Consider the following 17,673-nt stretch of genomic DNA (forward strand, 5'->3'; position numbering starts at 1 on the left):
TCTCCTGCCGGGCTGCTAACCTCCTGTGCAGATTGCGGGGCACAGGGCCAATCATGTCCGAAAAGCCAGCCATCGATCAACCTGGCCCGCGACCCGGGGCCGCGCGAGGGGTCGCAGCGGGCGGGCGTACCCGAGCCGTTACATAAGAGCACAACTTCGCACAAATCGCGTCAACTTCATTTACAGCGCGCCTGTAACTTGGCGGACATGCTCAGCGGGCCCGCGCCGCGCAATCGCGTCGTGCCGAGCCGCGCCGAGCCGGTACTGCACCTCACCTTGGGAAGGAGTGACGGCTTTGATGAACGACTACTCTATCCGCGCGATCCTTCGGGCGGGCGCACTGGTCCTGACAAGCCTGTTGGCGAGTCCCGCGGTCTCCGCGCAGCCGGATGGCGCGAACATCGTCCGCAGCTACTGCCTCGGCTGCCATACCGAACAGGACGGCAAGTTCTCCAGAATCGCCGACCAGCGTAAGAGCCCCGAAGGCTGGCACATGACGCTGAACCGCATGGAGCACCGCCGCGCGGTCAACCTGCCCCTGGAACACAAGCGCACGCTGATCAAGCATCTCGCGGACACGCAAGGCCTCGCACCGGCCGAGGCGGCACCGTATCGTTACCTCCTGGAGCAGGACACCAACATCGTCGAAGACACCCCCGAACCCTATGTCGAGATGTGCGCGCGCTGTCACTCGAGCGCGCGTTTCGGGCTGCAGCGACGCACCGAGGACGAGTGGCGGCTGCTCGTCCATTTCCATCTGGGTCAGCATCCCACGCTCGAACTACATGCCCTTTCGCGCGATCGGCCGTGGTTACAGCTCGCGCTGTCCGAGATCGTCCCGCAACTGGCGGCCGACTACCCGCTTGAAAGCGCGGCCTGGCAGACATGGCAGCGAACCGCGAAACCGCAGTTGGGCGGACAGTGGCGCCTGATCGGCTATGTTCCGGGCAAGGGCGAGTTCGACGCCCGCATGAACGCATCCGCCACCGCGCCGGACCGCTTCCGGTTGAGCGTAGACGGACGCTACGCCGACGGGACACCGCTGCGGGGTGAAGGCAGCGCGACCGTGTTCACTGGGTACGAATGGCGCGCCGATCTCAACCTGGACGGCATGCGGATGAGGCAGGTCATGGCCGCCTCGCCGGGGGGCGTCGAGCTGAGCGGGCGCATGTTCATGCGCGACGCCAACGAGATCGGCGGCACCGCACGTGCAGTCAAGGAGGGCACCGGCAGCCAGGTCGTCGCGGTCATGCCCTCCCACCTGCGCATCGGAGAAACCGCCACGATCACCATCGTCGGCAGCCATCTGAGCGGCCGAGTCACGCTCGGCGAAGGCGTGCAGATCGTCGAGGAGGTCTCACGCAGCACCGACCGGGTCACGGTCAGGGCACGGGCTTCGGGCACGGCCGGCCTGCGCGACGTCGCGGTCGGACGGGCTCGCGGCAGCGACATGCTGGCCGTCTATGATCGAGTCGCAAGGCTTCAGGTGTCGCCCGAAAATGCGATCGCGCGGATCGGCGGTCCGGGCGATGCGCAGATGGAGAAGGTGCGCGTCACGTATCGTGCGATCGCTTATGCCGTCGGCCCGAACGGGCAGGACGAGCTGCGCCTGGGGTACATGCCGGTCGAATGGGCGCTCGAACCGGCTGACGACGATGCTGCCGCGGCGAAGGACCACATACTCGCCGGCAGCATCGACACCAATGGCGTATTCACGCCGGGTGATGCCGGTCCCAACCCCGCGCGTTCCATGTCGGGGAGCAATACCGGCCGCCTGGCCGTTGTCGCCAGACTCGCAAGTGATCCCGAACCCGTGGAAGGCCGTGCGACCCTGCTGGTCGCGGTGCCCGATTTCGTTCGGCGAGTGCTCGATTGAGCGCCTGCGACAAACATGACCAACCCCGGGAGACCCAAATGGCAGTGATGAACCTGGTGCGACCGAACCTGAACCGCGTCGACGTGGGTGCGCGCAGGATGCTGTTCCACGTGCCGAGCAGCGGCCTGTTCGAACTCGACGATCTCGCCGGGGACTTGCTCGAACTGTTCGACCGCCATGCGGCACTGACCCCCGAGATGGCCCAGGCGGCACTCGCCGATCGCTATTCCGCCGAGGCTGTGTCCGAAACCATCGAAGAGCTGCGTTCGCTCGAGCTCATCACCGACCACGACGTCGCTGTCCGGATCAACCTCGCGCCGCAGGCGATCACCCGGTTTCCGTTGACCACGGTGGTGCTGAACGTCAATACCGGCTGCAACCTGAGCTGCACCTATTGCTACAAGGAGGATCTCGCGACACCGGCGCGTGGCCGCAAGATGGCCTACGACACCGCAATCAAGTCCATCGAGATGCTGCTGCGTGAGTCTCCCGACCAGGCCCGCTACAACGTCGTCTTCTTCGGGGGCGAACCACTGACCAGCATGGACCTGATCCGCGATGTCGTGGCCTATTGCGAACCGCGTTTCGCGCGACATGGCGCCGCGGTCGACTTCACGCTGACGACGAACGCGACGATGCTCGACGAGACCATCGTCGACTGGCTCAACGCCCACCGCTTCGGCCTGACCGTGTCGATGGACGGCCCGAAGGCCCTGCATGATCGCAACCGTAAGACGGTGGGCGGCCACGGCACCTATGACGTCGTGCGCCGCAAGGTCGAGATGCTGCTGTCGCGCTACACTGCGCGCCCGGTCGGTTGCCGCGTGACGCTGACCCAAGGCGCGACCGATGTCGAGCGCATCTTCGACCATCTGCAGGGCGAGATCGGTTTTCACGAAGTCGGTTTCGGGCCGGTCACATCGAGCGAGATCACCACGTTCAATCTTCCGCCGGACGAACTGGGCGAAGTCTTCGCAGGGTTGAAGCGGCTCGGACAGCGCTATCTGGACAACGCACTGCGTGGTCGCAACTTCGGTTTCGGCAACATGCACCAGCTGCTCACGGACATGCACGAAGGCAACCGCAAGCAGCTGCCCTGCGGCGCGGGCGTCGGTCTGCTGGCAGTGGACGGCAATGGCGGCCTCAACCTGTGCCATCGCTTCACGGGTTCCGACATGCCGCTGTTCGGAGACGTCGACAAGGGCATCGATCGCCCCCTGCTGGCCGCGTTCGTCGAACAGCGCCTGGACCGCAGCGGGACCGGTTGCGAAACATGTCGCATACGCAACATCTGCTCGGGCGGCTGCTACCACGAGAGCTATGCGAAGTACGGGGATGCGGCCCATCCGTCCTATCACTACTGCGATCTGTTACGCGACTGGGTCGATTTCGGCATCGAAGTCTATGCGCGAATCATCACCGAAAATCCTGGATTCTTCGCAGCACACGTTTCTCCGAGGAGGAGTGCCTGAATGAAACATCTCAAATCCCTGAACAAGAAGGCAAGACTCATGGAGGAGGCCGTCAGTCCGGCCGAACTCGAAGAGGTCGTAGCCATGCAGACCGTGGTCGGGTGCACCGCGACCGTCGACCCGGGCTGGGAGATCGACGCCTTCGGCGGCATGGGATCGCTCTGCCAGCCGATGGAGGCCGATCTGTACGGTTGCGCGGATTCATGTTGGTGGCCGGCGCAGGTGCCCGACACGATGAGCAGCCATCCGGACTGGGGCAAAGGTGCAGACGACGCGATGCGCGACTGGCGCAAGCTCGACGGCATTTTCGAAGACAACGACTGACGGGGAGCGGTCCACATGACTCTGAAGAACCTGTTTGGATCGGCCGGTCTGTGCGGTGCCGCAGCCGTCATGGTGCTGACCGCCGGCTGCGCCGGCACGGGCACAGGCTCGCGCGCCGGCGCGGGCGAGGAATATCTACTCACCGTGACGCGGCCGGGCCAGTTGCATGTGATGGACATGCGCACGAACACGCTCCTTCGCAGCTGCGACATCCCCGGCAATTTCGGCTCCGGAGCGATGGCCGTGTCTCCAGACGGACGACACGCATACGTCCTGAGCAACATGTGGGAGGACGTCTACGGTTTCGACATCCGCAGCTGCGAGATCGTGTTCTCCGCAGCACAGTCGACCAAGGACGTGAAGGTCAAGACCTTCCAGTCGATTGCGGTCAGCGCAGACGGCCGGGAGCTCTACACGGTGCAGAACCCGGTCCGTCATCACACGGATCGCATGGAGGTGTTGCAACCTCAACTGGCCGTGTTCAACATCGCGGACGGACGCGATGCGAAACCGGTGCGGACCTTCCCGGTCAGTCGCCGCATCACCAAGATCGCGGCGACCGCGACCGGAGAGGTCATTCTGGGCGGTGCAGATGTGGAGGCGATCGATGCGAAAACGGGTGCGGTGCGCACCGTCACTCCGCTTGCCAACTGGGACCGCGGGCCCCTGTGGCTGCCTCCGGACGCGTTCGCGATGCACTCTCAGGGCGAACACGTGAACGAATACATCATGCCCTACGTGACCGCCAAGTTCGACAGCGAGGAGTGGGATTTCGACACGGCGGAATGGTGGTGGGGCATGAGTCGGGTAGATCTCAACACCGGCAAGGCGGTGCAGATGGAGATAATACCGTTCGAGTTCATCATCTTCACGTTCGTCTCAGATCCGAACGATCCCGATATTCTTTACGGGGCCTTCAACACCCTTTCCAAGCACGACATCGCGAAGAAGGAGACGCTGCAGGTCGTACCACTGCCGCACACCTATTACAGTGTGAACATCTCCGGCGACGGCAAGACCCTGTACGTGGGTGGCGCCGCGAGTGTCATATCGATACACGATTCTGACACGCTCGAGAAGACCGCCGAGATCGTACTGCCGGGTGACATGTCCACCGCCGATCTACGGGTGGCAAGATTCCGCAACTGAGCCTTCGCAGGAACGTCGTGTGATTGGAGGTGCCGCACGGCACCTTCTTTTTTTGATGGATAATGAGCCGCATTCAGGCCGCAAGGAACAGGCATGCTGAGTTGGCTCGTCAGGGTCGACGATTCGCGCGCACGCGAATCATTGCGCCAGGGGTTCGTGTGGCTGTACGGATTCGTGAAACCGCAGCGGCGCGCGATCGCGGGCCTGCTCGGATTGTCGGTCGTGGCTTCGGCCCTAGTGCTGTTGCAGCCGTGGCTGGTCAAGCTGCTGATCGACGATGGCCTGCTGGCCGGCGATTATGAGGCGCTGGTCGCGATCGCGCTGATCATGATGGTGATCGGGTTGCTCGGCACGGCGCTCGCCGGCATCAACCGCTATCTGCACACGCGCCTGTCCGGGCGGATCCTGTTCGCACTGCGCAGCGACGTGTATCGGCATCTGCAGACCCTGTCGCCGGCCTTTTTCGCGCAGCGCCGCACGGGCGACCTGCTGTCACGCATCGATGGGGATGTGGCCGAGATCCAGCGTTTCGCGCTGGACAGCCTGTTTGCCGCGGTGAGCAGCCTGCTCGGCCTCGCCGGCGCGCTGGTCCTGCTGGTTGCGCTGTCGTGGCAGTTGTCGCTGCTGGTGTTGATCCTGATTCCGGTGGAAGTGGTGTGGCTGCGCTGGATGCGGCGCAAGGTGGAGCAGCGCACCCGCACGCTGCGCGAGCGCTCCGCCGATCTTTCGAGTTTCCTGGTCGAGACGCTGCCGGCCATGAAGTTCATCCAGTCGGCCGGACAGGAAGGGCGCGAAGGTGTGCGGCTCGACGATCTCAACCAGCGCTATCTGGGTGATCTGTTGCGGCTCCAGGTGACCGAGTTCTTCACGCATGCGGTTCCCGGCACGCTGACTTCGATCACGCGTGCGGCGGCCTTCCTGATCGGCGGCTGGTGGGTGATCCAGGGACAGTGGCAGCTCGGATCGCTGATTGCATTCTCCACCTATCTCGGCATGGCGGTCGGACCGGTCAACAGCCTGCTCGGGCTCTACGTGGCGGTGCAGCGCATGAGCGTCAGTCTCGCGCGGGTCAACGAATTGCGCCAGGCCGAGCCGGATGTCAGCGCGCCGGCCGAGCCAGCGCCCCTGACGACGGCGGGCGTGGGTGAGATCCGGTTCGATGCGGTCGTGTTCGGCTATCCGGGGCGCGATCGCGCGGTGCTGAACGGTACGACCGTCTGTATTCCGGGTGGCAGCCGGGTCGGCATGAGCGGCGCGTCGGGCGCGGGCAAGTCGACGTTGATCGACCTGTTGCATCGCCATTTCGACCCGCAGCGCGGCAGCATCCGGCTTGATGGCGTCGAACTGAGCCGGCTCGACCCGGCCGCCCTGCGCCGCGCGGTGGCCGTCGTCAGCCAGGACATCGTACTGTTCCGCGGATCGCTCGCGGACAACATCCGTTATGCGCGGCCCGAGGCCAGCGACCAAGACGTGGCGCAGGCTGCGCAGGACGCGCAATTGTCCGAAATGGTCATGGGTCTGCCACAGGGTCTCGACACACCGATAGGCGAGCGCGGGCAGCAACTGTCGGGCGGGCAGAAGCAGCGAATCGCCATCGCCCGCGCGCTGCTCCAGATGCCGCTCGTGATCGTGCTCGACGAGGCCACGTCAGCCGTGGACGAGCGCACCGAGGCCCAGGTCATCGCAGCCGTGGACCGTTTGTTCGCAACGCGCACGCGGATCTTCGTCAGCCATCGGGCGGCGACGCTGGCCGGATGCGATCTGCGGCTGGAACTCGAGAACGGACGGCTTGAACGGATCGACACCCTGTCCGCACCGGTATCCGCCCATGTCTGAAGCAATCAGGGTCGGCATCGTCGACAGCGGATCCCGGCCGGACCAAACCCGGAGCCTGAGCGCCGCGGCGGGTTTCGTAGCCGGGCCCGACGGCGTGATCCGGAGCGAACCGGTTCCGGACCGGCTGGGCCACGGCAGCGCGGTGCTGGACGTCATCGCCTGGGGGGCCCCGCAGGCGCGCTTCGTCGTGGCCCAGGTCTTTCGGGATCGGCTGTCGGCGTCGGCCGCGCAGGTTGCCGCGGCGCTCGACTGGCTGGTCGACGAAGGCGTTTCCGTCGTGAACCTCAGTCTGGGTCTGCGCCATGATCGCGAGGTCCTGGCGCAGGCGTGCCAGCGCGCGCTCGACGCGGGCGTGATCCTGTGCGCGTCGACGCCGGCACGAGGCGCACCGGTGTTCCCGGCCGCCTATCTGGGCGTCTTTCGCATGACCGGCGACGCACGTTGCGCGCGCGGCGAGATTTCGCGGCTCGACACCGCATATGCAGACTTTGGCGCACATGTGCACCCGCTCGGGAGCACCACCGCTGGCGTGGGCGCGAGCGCCGGCTGCGCTCATCTGACCGGGGAAGTGGCCCGCTACCTGTGCGAGGGTGGGCAACCGGTTCGGTCGCAGTTGCGCAGTTACCTGACCGGCCGTGCCAGCCATCACGGTCCGGAACGACGGACCGGCTGAGCGCGGTGACCGGCCATCCGACGCGTTGCGGCATTCTGGTTCTGGGCGGCGGACCGGCCGGGGCGGCCGCCGCGCTCGGGCTGCGGCGACTCGGGCACGACGTGATGGTCGTCGGCGATTTCCGTCCGTTCCGTGCCGTGGAGGGGATCTCCGAGCGGGCGGTCGCCGCCCTGCGCGGCGCCGGATTCGAGCGCTTTGTTGCTGCCCTGCCCGAGCCGTCGCCTCGCCGGGTGACCTGGAACGGCGTCAGCAGCGCGGCCAACACCGAACGTCTGATCCGACGCGCCGACTTCGACACGAGCCTGTGGCAAGACCTGGCGAGCGCAGGTGTGGCCGCCCTGCGCGGGCGGGTGCGCGGCTGCGTCGCGCGCGACGACGGCTTCCTGTGCGACATCGACACCCCCGCCGGCTCGACCCACATCGAGGCCGGATTCCTGGTCGAGGCGCGCGGCCGCGCCGCACCGTCGGCCACCGCCGAACGACTGCGGGGCCCCGAAACCCTGGCCCTGCTGCACTACCGTCGGGGGACGCCCGGCCCGGCCCGATCGGCGGTGCAAAGCCATGCGGATGGCTGGGCCTGGATGGCGTCGGACACGGACGGACAACGGTATCTCCAGCTCACCTTCGATGCCTCGGCGCTTCGACTCCCGCCGAAGAACGCGCTTGGTGCGTTCTGCGAGACCCGGCTGGCCGAGCTGGAGTCGGCACGCACCTTCATCGCATGCTCTGAACCCGTCGGCACCATCCGTGCCCGGACCAGTACGTCGATCCTGTGCCTGGAGCCGGTGGGCCGCAACTGGATCCGCATCGGCGATGCTGCGATGGCGGTCGATCCGCTGTCCGGAAACGGCATCTTCCAGAGCCTGTCCTCGGCGCTGCAGGCACCCGCGGTGATCAACACGCTGATGCGACGGCCGGACGCCGCCGCGCTGGCGGCGCAATTCCATCGTGAGCGCATCCGCGGGCTGTTTTTGCGCTTCGCCCGGATCGGACGCGATTTCTGTCGGCTGGAAACGCAATGGGCCGAGCGACCGTTCTGGTCGAGGCGCAGGCACTGGCCCGATGTCGAGCCGGCACATCCGGTCGTCACACCCGCCGACGTGACCATCGTCGACATGCCGGTTGCGAACCTCGGTTTCATCGAGGCGGCCGAGGTCGTCGTTTCGCCCGAGCACCCGCTGGGCGTCTGGCACCTACGCGGCCACGCGGCCGCCCCGCTGCTCAGGGCCGCCCGCCAGTCGCAGCACGACCCGGGGCCCGCGCTCGCCAGACTCCTCGGACCGGATGCCGCCCGCGCGCCCCAGGTGCTGGCATGGATGCGCGAGCGCGGCTGGATCCACGCACCATCCGCCTGATTCGATCCGGGTGCATGTTCGTCGCTGCTCGCGCGCCGCTGTATGCTCGCCCATGACGGATCGAGAACACGAAGCTCGCTACAGGGTAAAATGCCGATCCGACGGCCGTATACTGCGGATGAACCCGATTTGCCGAGATTAGACAAGCTACTGAGCAAACTGGCGGTGATGACGGTATCGCTGTCGCTCGCGAGATTTGCGGTCGCAGAGACGCCAACAACCCCATCCAAAGCGACCACCGACAGCGCAGTGGAAGTCGCGCTGCGCATCGAAGGCCTCGAGGACGGTCCGCTGCTGCGCAACGTGCGGAACACGGCGCCGCCGAACCGGCTCGGCTGCAATGCCCAGCGGGTGCGGGTCCTGTCCTATCTGCGCAATGTCGAGGTGTCGGCACAGACCGCGCTGAGGGCCCTCGGGCATTTCAATGCTGAGGTCGAGACCCGGATCGACAGTGACGCCGGTTGTCTCCATCCGGTCGTGAGCATCACCGCCGGGCCGCCGGTGCTGATCGAGAGCGTGGACATCGTCATCGACGGCCCGTTCGAGTCCGATCCGTCGGCCCGGCGCTTCTTCGAGAACCTGAACCTCAAGGTCGGCGACACGCTTAACCAGGGGCGCTACGACAGCGCTCGCGACGACCTGATCAACCGCGCCCGCGCCCGGGGGTTCCTCGACGCACGCTACACACGCCGCACATTGTGGGTGGATCCGGACGAGAACACCGCCCGTGTCGAACTCACGCTCGCGTCGGGACCCCGCTATCGTTTCGGTGACATCTCCGCTCCGCAGGACATCCTGTATCCGCGCTTCGTGAGACGGCTGATTCCGGTGAAACCGGGCGACGACTACAGCAGCGACAGCCTCGCCGCGATCTCGAGCCATCTCGCCGCGAGCGGTTATTTCGCCGATGTGCGGGTGCGGCCCGACCTCGATCGTCGCGAAGACGAGACCGTGCCGGTCAATGTGCTGCTGACGCCGCGAAAACGTACCGCGTACGAGTTTCGGGCCGGCTTCGGCACCGATACCGGCCCACGCGTGCGCGCCGACATCGATCGCCGCTGGGTCAATCGGCGCGGCCATACCTGGAGGGGCGGCCTCGGTCTGTCGCAGCGGATCTCGACGCTGGATACGGTGTACTCGGTGCCGCACCGCAACCCGCTGACCGACCGCCTGGATTTCTTCGCGCGGACCTCCCGCGAGGACAACAACGACATCCTGTCCGACACGGCCGCAGTCGGTATGCAGGTGGTGCGTGTCCGAGGCGGCTGGACCCAGTCCGCATTCACCGAGTTCCGCTACGAGCGCACCGAGTTTGGCGACGAGGATCCGGACTCGAACAACTTCCTCCTCGTCGGTGCACGCCTCGGACATCGCGTGCTCGACGATCCATTGTTCCCGACCCGCGGACACTCTCTAAACGTCATGCTTCAAGGTGCCGCCGAATCACTGCTGAGTTCCACGTCGTTGATGCAGGGGGTCGTCAACGCCACACTGCTGCGCCCGGCGGGGAAATACATCCTCAAGGTGCGCGGCGATTTCGGCACCACCTGGGTCGACGACTTCGACGCGCTGCCCAAGTCACTGCGGTTCTTCACCGGCGGCGACACCACCGTGCGCGGCTACGACTTCGAGACGCTGGGTCCGGAGAACGACGACGGACAGGTCGTCGGCGGACGCCATCTGCTGGTGCTGAGCGCCGAAGCGATGATGCCGATCTACGGCAGCGACTGGTATGGCGCGGCCTTCGTGGATACCGGCAATGCGTTCGACTCGTTCGCCGAGATGGATCTGCAGACCGGCGCTGGCATCGGCGCACGCTGGCGCTCGCCGATCGGCATGGTGCGGATCGACGTCGCATTCCCGCTGAGCGACGGCAGCTCGTCACCACGCCTGCATCTGGGCATAGGGGCGGAGTTCTGAATATGGCGGGCATGTTGTACAAACTTTTCAGGATCGGGCTGTGGCTGGCCGGCCTGCTGATCCTGGTGGTGGCGATCACGCTGGGCGCGGTGATCGCCACCGAAAGCGGCCTGCGCGCGGCGCTGGGCAGGGCCAGCACGTTCGCCCCCGGCGTCACCATCGCCGCGGTCGAGGGTACGCTGTGGCGCGGGTTCTCGCTTTCCGGCGTGGAATACGACGATGACGCGGGCACGCGCGTGACGGTCGACCGCGTGCGGGTGGAGGTGACCTGGCCGGCGCTCGCGTCGATGCAGTTGCATGTTCGGGAGATCGCGGTGCACCGGACGCGCATCTCGCTGCCGGGCACCGAGACGCCGCCCGAGGACTCCGGCCCGCTCGACCTCGACGCGCTGATTCCGCAACTGCCGTTCTCGGTACGCGTGGACAGGCTGCTGATCGAAGACTTCGCGCTGCAACCGTCGCCCGACGCGGGGTGGCTCGAACTCACCACGCTGAGTGCGCGCGCGAGCGCGGACGCGACACGATTCGAACTCGCCGATTTCTCGCTGTCGCTCGCCGCCCCGGTGATCGCGACGCTGGAACTGGCCGCGACGATGGACGCCGCGCGCCCCCATGCGCTGACCGCGTCGGCGAAAGGCAGCCTGGAGGTGGATCAGGGGCGCGTCGCATGGGCGCTCGACACCACCGGTCCGCTCGACGCGCTGCGCACGCTGGGGCGCGTGGATTGGCAGGGCCAGGACTTTCCGGATGCCGGCGTGGACCTGAATGTGGAACATGGCTTCGATGCGGCGCGTCTGGTCGCGATCGACACCCAGGTCCTGGAGGGCGTGCTCGAGCTCGCGGGCACGGTCGAATGGTCGAACGGCGTGGCCTGGGATCTGGCGCTGAGCGGACGCGACCTCCAGCCGGTCAAACTGGTCGAGCAGGCGGACGGACCGGTCAGCTTCGACCTGACCAGCCAGGGCCGATTCGGCACCGGTGGCGTGCTGACGCACGAGACCGTGCTGAGCGATGCAAGCGCCTCCTTCGCCGGCATCTCTGTCAGCGCGCTGACGCTGGACGTCACCGGTGGCCTGGACAACGCCGAGATTCGCGCGCTGTCGATGGACGTGCTCGAAGGCAAGATCACAGCCCAGGGCTCCGCCGAATGGGGCCCTGACATCAGCTGGTCGGTGTCGGCCGAAGCGCTGAACATCGACCCAGGTGTGCTGGCCGAGGGCGCAGGCGGCAGCGTCAGTTTTGCGCTGGAAAGCGAAGGCACGCTGGACGAGGCCGGCGTGCTGTCGCATCTGAGCCGCCTGCTGAACCTGCGCGGGGAGGTCGCGGCCATTCCGTTCGACGGCATCGGCCTGAAGGTCGAGGGCGACCTTGAGCACATCCGGGTGGACGAATTCGCCGGCCGCATCCTCGACGCCGCGCTTGCCGGTGGCGCCGAGATCCGCCTGGGTGACACGCTCGCATGGGATGCACGCCTCGGTCTGGACGACGCGGACCTGTCGCGCCTGGCCGACCATGTTCAGCCAGCCATCTCGGGCACGATCGGATTCGACCTGGAAAGCCGCGGCGAACTGCGGGACGGCCAGCCGTTCCTGACCGCAAGCCTCGACCGCCTGCGCGGCAACATCGAAGGCGAGGCCCTCAGCGGCAGCATTCGCGCCGAGGTCGCGGGCGACACGGTCAGGCTCGAACCCGCCGACCTGTCGCTCGGCCGAAATCGCATCCAGGTGATCGGCACGGTCACGCCGCCCTTCGATCTGCGCTACGACATCGCGCTGCCGTCGCTGTCGGAGCTGCCGCTGCCGGAGGCGCTCGCGCTGACCGGCCGTATCGAGGGCAGCGGCACCGTGCGCGGCACGCTCGCCGCGCCCGAGATCGATGCGCGGCTTTCAGGGCGCGGCATAGGATCGACGGATTTCCGGCTCGACCACATCGACATCCAGGCCCAGGCCCAGACGGACAACGTGAACATCCGCGCGCGCCTGTCGCGAATGGAAGCGGCGGGGCAGCAGATCGACACGCTCGCATTGAACGCGTCAGGCCGACTGGATGCGCACGAGGCCGAACTCGATGCGACCACCGACTTCGGTCGACTGCAGCTCGGGCTGCGGGGCGGCGTGGTCGACGAGGCCTGGTCCGGTCAGCTGCGTCGGCTCGATCTTGGCGACACACCGGTCGGCAACTGGTCGCTGGAAGCGCCGGCGGCGCTGAGTGCGTCGGCCACCGACTTCGCGCTCGCGCAGGCCTGCCTGACGGAACAGGGTCGGACCACCGATGCAGGGCGGATCTGTGCCGCCGCCTCCCGTTCCGGCAGCGCGCCGATAAGGACCGCGCTGAATGCGAGACTGCCGCTCGCGCTGGCCGAGGAATTCCTGCCGCCGGCGCTGGCGGTCCCGGGCATCCTCGCGCTCGAAGCCAGTGCGGAGGTGGGCGAGCAGATACGCGCGGACGCGCTGCTCCGGCTGCCCGACAACCACATGATCGCCAGCGGCCTCACCGACGAACCGCTGCGCATCGATTATCGGGACACGCGGGTGCAGATCACGGTGCGCGACGATCGACTCGACGCACAGCTCTCGGCCCAGTTGCCCGATCATCTGTCGCTGAACGGCGACATCCGCGCCCGGCTCGACGACACGCAGTCGCTCGGCGGCACGCTGAGCCTCAACATGCCGGATCTTTCCTGGCTGGGCGCGATCACCCCCGAGGTGGTGAACATGTCCGGTACGGTCAATGCGGACATCGCGCTGGGCGGCACGCTGACTGCACCTGCCCCGACCGGCACCTTGCGTATCGACGGTCTCGCGCTGATGCTGCCTGCCACCGGAGTCGCCTATCGACAGGGTGAAGTCGATGTCACGATCGACGCCGCCCAGCAGCTCGTGCTTCGCGGACAACTGCGCGGAGGCGAGGGCGGCGAGGTGCGCCTGCGCGGCGAGGGCTCGCTCGCCGAGCTGCCGGACTGGCGGGCTGAGCTCACGCTCGAAGGCGAGGATCTGGCCGTGTTGCGCACGCCAGAACTGTCGGTGGATATCAGTCCCGAGATCTCGATCTCCGCCGATCACAGTCTGGCGACCGTGCGCGGGCGCGTGCTGGTGCCCGTGTTCGAGGCCGAAATCCGGACCCTGCCGGAGGGATCGGTTTCCGAATCCCCGGATCTGGCGCTGGCGAGCGCGATCGACGAGGGCGCGCTCGCGTATCGGGTTCGCACCGACATCGAGATCATCCTCGGCGACAGGGTGCGCCTCGATGGCATGGGTTTCTCGACCAGGCTGGCAGGCCAGTTGCGCCTGCGCGGCGACGAGACCGCGCCGATTGCTGCCTTCGGCGAGGTCGACCTGCGCGATGGTCGCTACGCGGCCTTTGGTCAGGATCTGCGGATCGAACAGGGACGACTGACCTTCAACGGTCCGCTCGACGATCCTGGCCTGGATGTGCGTGCGTCGCGCACGGTCGGCGAATATCAGGCCGGCCTCGAGATCCGCGGCACGCTCGGCAATCCGGTCACGCAGGTGTTCTCGGTTCCGTCGCTGGCCGAGAGCGATGCGCTGAGCCTGCTGCTGACCGGTCGGCTGCTGTCCGGCGGCACGTCCGGCGCGGACGCTTCGATGCTGATCAATGCGCTGACCGGTCTCGGCGTGTCGCAGGGCGACGAGATCGTCAGGGACATCGGTCAGACGATCGGCTTCGACGAGGTCGGACTGGACGGCAGCGAGTTCACCGTCGGCAAGCGGGTGGGTTCGCGCCTGCTGGTGCGTTATGCGGTGGGCGTGTTCGACGGCGTGGATCGTCTGATCACCGAGTACAAGATCAACCGCTTCTTCGACCTCGAGATCACGTCCAGCGCGGCCGCGCAGGGCGGTGATGTCATCTTCAGGGTGGAGCGCTGATCGCGCATCTGCGGCAAGCCGAGGATCCGACGAGCGAACGTCGGCACGTCATCGTTGTCCGACATCACATGCACGTCAGCATCCGCTGCGTTCCCATCCATGATCGACCCTCATCGATCACCGCGTCGCAAGAACAACCATGGCCCGATTGCTGATCCTGCTGATTCCCCTCGTGTTGCTGGTCAGCTGGCTGCCCGGCTGGTGGGTGCGCCGCACGATGACGCGCTACAGCGAGCCGGCCGACCGCTACTATGGCAGCGGCGCCCAGCTCGCCCGCCTGTTGCTGGACAAGCACGAGCTCAACGACGTAAAGGTGGAACTCGACGAACGGGGCGACCATTACGATCCACAGGCACGCGCAGTGCGACTGTCGCCGCACAACTATCATCAGCGCTCGCTGACCGCCGTCACCGTCGCCGCGCACGAAGTCGGCCACGCGATCCAGCATGCCGAAGGCTACGTCCCGCTCAGGACCCGTGAACACCTGGTAAAGCTCGCCGGCGCGGGCCAGCGCCTGGGCGCGATGATGATGGTGGCGGTGCCGATCATCACGGTGATCACGCGCCATCCCGCGCCGGGGCTCGTCTTCGTCGTGGCGGGCCTGCTGTCCATGGGCCTGGCTGCGGTCGTGCATCTGGTGACGCTGCCGACCGAGATGGACGCGAGCTTCAATCGCGCGCTGCCAATGCTGGAGAAGGGCGGCTACCTGCACGAGTCCGATTACCCGCATGCGCGCCGCATCCTCGAAGCCGCTGCGCTCACCTATGTCGGCCAGTCGCTGATGAGCCTGCTCAACATCGCGGCGTGGATGCGCTTCCTGCGCCGCTGAACGACGGCTCCCGCGGGGTCGCCCGGATGCCGCAGACCTTCGCAATGCGACCGGGCCATCACCGGCGGAAGGGCCTTAGAAGCCGATCGTCGGCCCGTGCCAGTCGTCGTCCCGCGGCCGTGCGCGCGCCAGCGCGTCCTCGGCACTGCACCAGCCTTCGCACGCATTGCGACCCGGCCGGCGTCGCCACAGGTTCAGCAGCCGCTTGCACTGCGCATAGAAGTGGAAGAACGCGAGTACACCGATCCGCGCCAGCCGGCCCGGTTTGCGCACCGCACAGATCAGCTTGTCGTCCGACATGCCCCGGTCGGTCAGCGTGACCGCCCCCCACGCCGTCATCCGCACACGTGTTCCGGCCGGAAGACGCGGCCCGAGCACGACCGCATCGAGCAGGTCGCCTTCCGCACCGAGCAGGCCCGGCACCGACCCATAGTTGAACGGGCATGGCAGCGGCGACACGAAGTCGACCTGCCCGGCCGAACCCCGCTTGACGAAGCCCCCGCGGGGAATCTCGATCACGACATCGAGCGGGGGCGACGAATCCGCCCCGGTCAATCGACGAGCGCCGCTGCGATCGCGCCGCCCAGCGTCGCGGTGTCGCCCGTGCCCTTGAGATCGCGCGTCAGCACGGTGGGATCGGCGCGGGCGAGCACCTTCTCGATCGCGTCGAACACCGCCTGGCCGGCTTCCGCATGACCGAGGTGGTCAAGCATCATCGCGCCGCACCAGATCTGCCCGATCGGGTTCGCGATGCCCTTGCCGGCGATGTCCGGCGCACTGCCGTGCACCGGCTCGAACAGGCTCGGATGGTGACGCTCCGGGTTGATGTTGGCCGACGGCGCGATGCCGATGGTGCCGGTGCATGCCGGCCCAAGGTCGGACAGGATGTCGCCGAACAGGTTGCTCGCGACCACGACGTCGAACCAGTCCGGATGCAGCACGAAGTTGGCGGTGAGGATGTCGATGTGGAACTGGTCGACCGCGATGTCCGGATAATGCGCCGCCATCGCTTTCACCCGCTCGTCCCAGTAGGGCATCGTGATCGAGATGCCGTTGGACTTGGTCGCGGACGTGAGTTTCCTGCGCGGCCGGGTCTGCGCGAGCTCGAAGGCATACTTCAGCACACGATCGATGCCGACGCGGCTCATGATCGTCTCCTGGATCGCGATCTCGCGCTCGGTGCCCTCGTACATCCTGCCGCCGACGCTGGAATACTCGCCCTCGGTGTTCTCGCGCACGACGAAGAAGTCTATGTCCCCTGGCTTGCGGTCTGCGAGCGGGCTGCGCACGCCCGGCATCAGACGGCAGGGGCGCAGGTTCACATACTGGTCGAACGCCCGCCGGAACTGCAGCAGCGAACCCCACAGCGAGATGTGATCAGGCACCTTGTCCGGCCAGCCGACCGCACCGAAGTAGATCGCGTCGAATCCGGACAGGGTCTCGAACCAGTCATCCGGCAGCATCCTGCCGTGCGCCAGGTAGTAGTCGCAGCTGGAGAAATCGAAGTGCTCGAACGCGAGCCCGATGCCGAAGCGCCGCGCAGCGACCTCGAGCACGCGCACGCCCTCGGGCATTACCTCGACGCCAATCCCGTCGCCCGGGATGACCGCTATGCGATGTTTCGTCATTGTCCTGTCGCCTCGTGAAATTGGTGAGTGATGGGTCGCCTCACGCTCAGTTTAGCGGGTCCGGTATCGAAGATACGCCGGTACGGTGCGGCCCCTGACGACGAAGCGGTTCGCGCTGGATCACGCTGTTGCGCCATTACCCGGCGCTGGTCAAGTCGGTCACCCCAAACTGACGGGCTCAGGGCTGCGGCCCGCACAGGCGCTTTGTCATCTTCACGGTGCCCGGATCCTCCGGCATCGATTCGGCCGAAAAACCGAGCTGGCGACAGAACTTGAGCATCTTGTGATTGCTCGCCAGCACCAGTCCCTCCATCGTTTCGAGGCCGCGGGCGCGCGCGGCCGCAATCAGCGCGCGCATCAGGATGCCGGCCACGCCGGAGCCCTGCCACGCGTCATCGACGACGATCGCGAACTCGCAGCTGGTTTCGTCCGGATTGACCACATAGCGCGCGACGCCGACCTCCAGCTCCGCACCGTCGCGAACGAGCGTGGCGACCAGCGCGAGATGACGCACATAGTCGATGTCGGTCAGATAGCGGAGCTTCGACGCCGACAGTTCCTTGAGCGTGCCCATGAATCGCGTGTAACGCGCATCCGCGGACAGGTGGCGCACGAAGTCCTGCTCCATCGCTGCATCGGCGGCGCGGATCGGGCGGATCGTGACGAGGGTGCCGTCGAACAGATGGTGCGTGCGGCACAGTTCGGTCGGATAGTCGGCCATCTT

Annotated in this window: 13 protein-coding genes; 10 read left to right on the forward strand and 3 right to left on the reverse strand. The window is 66.6% G+C overall.

The genetic code is table 11. From position 1 onward, the window contains the following. Positions 1 to 298 precede the first annotated feature (298 nt). The 10 genes from peaA to ACKVEX_RS14050 all read left to right on the forward strand — a co-directional run bounded on the left by peaA (position 299) and on the right by ACKVEX_RS14050 (position 15,321). Positions 299 to 1,876 carry a quinohemoprotein amine dehydrogenase subunit alpha gene (gene peaA / locus ACKVEX_RS14005; protein WP_473216352.1) on the forward strand — a complete coding sequence of 526 codons (1,578 nt, stop codon included), beginning with the start codon at positions 299 to 301 and terminating at the stop codon, positions 1,874 to 1,876. A gap of 38 nt (positions 1,877 to 1,914) precedes the next feature. Continuing rightward, positions 1,915 to 3,348: a quinohemoprotein amine dehydrogenase maturation protein gene (gene peaB, locus ACKVEX_RS14010; RefSeq protein WP_473216353.1), complete on the forward strand. Its 1,434-nt coding sequence runs from the start codon at positions 1,915 to 1,917 to the stop codon at positions 3,346 to 3,348. Then, positions 3,349 to 3,672 carry a quinohemoprotein amine dehydrogenase subunit gamma gene (qhpC, locus tag ACKVEX_RS14015; protein WP_473216354.1) on the forward strand — a complete coding sequence of 108 codons (324 nt, stop codon included), beginning with the start codon at positions 3,349 to 3,351 and terminating at the stop codon, positions 3,670 to 3,672. 15 nt (positions 3,673 to 3,687) lie between these two features. Then, positions 3,688 to 4,821: a quinohemoprotein amine dehydrogenase subunit beta gene (gene peaD / locus ACKVEX_RS14020; RefSeq protein ID WP_473216355.1), complete on the forward strand. Its 1,134-nt coding sequence runs from the start codon at positions 3,688 to 3,690 to the stop codon at positions 4,819 to 4,821. A gap of 93 nt (positions 4,822 to 4,914) precedes the next feature. Further along, the gene (locus ACKVEX_RS14025) at positions 4,915 to 6,657 is read left to right on the forward strand and encodes an ABC transporter ATP-binding protein (protein ID WP_473216356.1); all 1,743 of its coding nucleotides are present in this window, start codon (positions 4,915 to 4,917) and stop codon (positions 6,655 to 6,657) included. Then, positions 6,650 to 7,330, forward strand: coding sequence for a subtilisin-like serine protease QhpE (gene qhpE / locus ACKVEX_RS14030; protein ID WP_473216357.1), 681 nt, complete (start codon positions 6,650 to 6,652; stop codon positions 7,328 to 7,330). Before ACKVEX_RS14025 ends, qhpE begins: the two co-directional genes overlap by 8 nt. Before the next feature lie 5 nt (positions 7,331 to 7,335). After that, complete coding sequence (gene qhpG, locus ACKVEX_RS14035; protein ID WP_473216358.1) at positions 7,336 to 8,685, forward strand: flavin-dependent monooxygenase QhpG; 1,350 nt, start codon at positions 7,336 to 7,338, stop codon at positions 8,683 to 8,685. A gap of 168 nt (positions 8,686 to 8,853) precedes the next feature. Next, the gene (locus ACKVEX_RS14040; RefSeq protein ID WP_473216359.1) at positions 8,854 to 10,605 is read left to right on the forward strand and encodes an autotransporter assembly complex protein TamA; all 1,752 of its coding nucleotides are present in this window, start codon (positions 8,854 to 8,856) and stop codon (positions 10,603 to 10,605) included. A gap of 2 nt (positions 10,606 to 10,607) precedes the next feature. Then, positions 10,608 to 14,492, forward strand: coding sequence for a translocation/assembly module TamB domain-containing protein (locus ACKVEX_RS14045; RefSeq protein ID WP_473216360.1), 3,885 nt, complete (start codon positions 10,608 to 10,610; stop codon positions 14,490 to 14,492). Positions 14,493 to 14,631: 139 nt separating this feature from the next. Further along, positions 14,632 to 15,321, forward strand: coding sequence for a zinc metallopeptidase (locus ACKVEX_RS14050; RefSeq protein WP_473216361.1), 690 nt, complete (start codon positions 14,632 to 14,634; stop codon positions 15,319 to 15,321). 75 nt (positions 15,322 to 15,396) lie between these two features. On the opposite strand, the gene ACKVEX_RS14055 is transcribed toward ACKVEX_RS14050, so the two are convergent. The 3 genes from ACKVEX_RS14055 to ACKVEX_RS14065 all read right to left on the reverse strand — a co-directional run bounded on the left by ACKVEX_RS14055 (position 15,397) and on the right by ACKVEX_RS14065 (position 17,670). Beyond that, the gene (locus tag ACKVEX_RS14055) at positions 15,397 to 15,840 is read right to left on the reverse strand and encodes an inorganic diphosphatase (protein ID WP_473216362.1); all 444 of its coding nucleotides are present in this window, start codon (positions 15,838 to 15,840) and stop codon (positions 15,397 to 15,399) included. 32 nt (positions 15,841 to 15,872) lie between these two features. Next, on the reverse strand, positions 15,873 to 16,949 hold the full coding sequence (locus tag ACKVEX_RS14060; protein ID WP_473216363.1) for a tartrate dehydrogenase: 1,077 nt from the start codon (positions 16,947 to 16,949) through the stop codon (positions 15,873 to 15,875). 178 nt (positions 16,950 to 17,127) lie between these two features. Further along, a complete protein-coding gene (locus ACKVEX_RS14065) occupies positions 17,128 to 17,670 on the reverse strand; it encodes a GNAT family N-acetyltransferase (RefSeq protein WP_473216364.1) in 543 nt (180 codons plus the stop codon). Between the last annotated feature and the right edge of the window lie 3 nt (positions 17,671 to 17,673).

The organism is Denitraticella aggregata (assembly GCF_048158365.1).
GTDB lineage: Bacteria > Pseudomonadota > Gammaproteobacteria > Burkholderiales > Rhodocyclaceae > Azoarcus_F.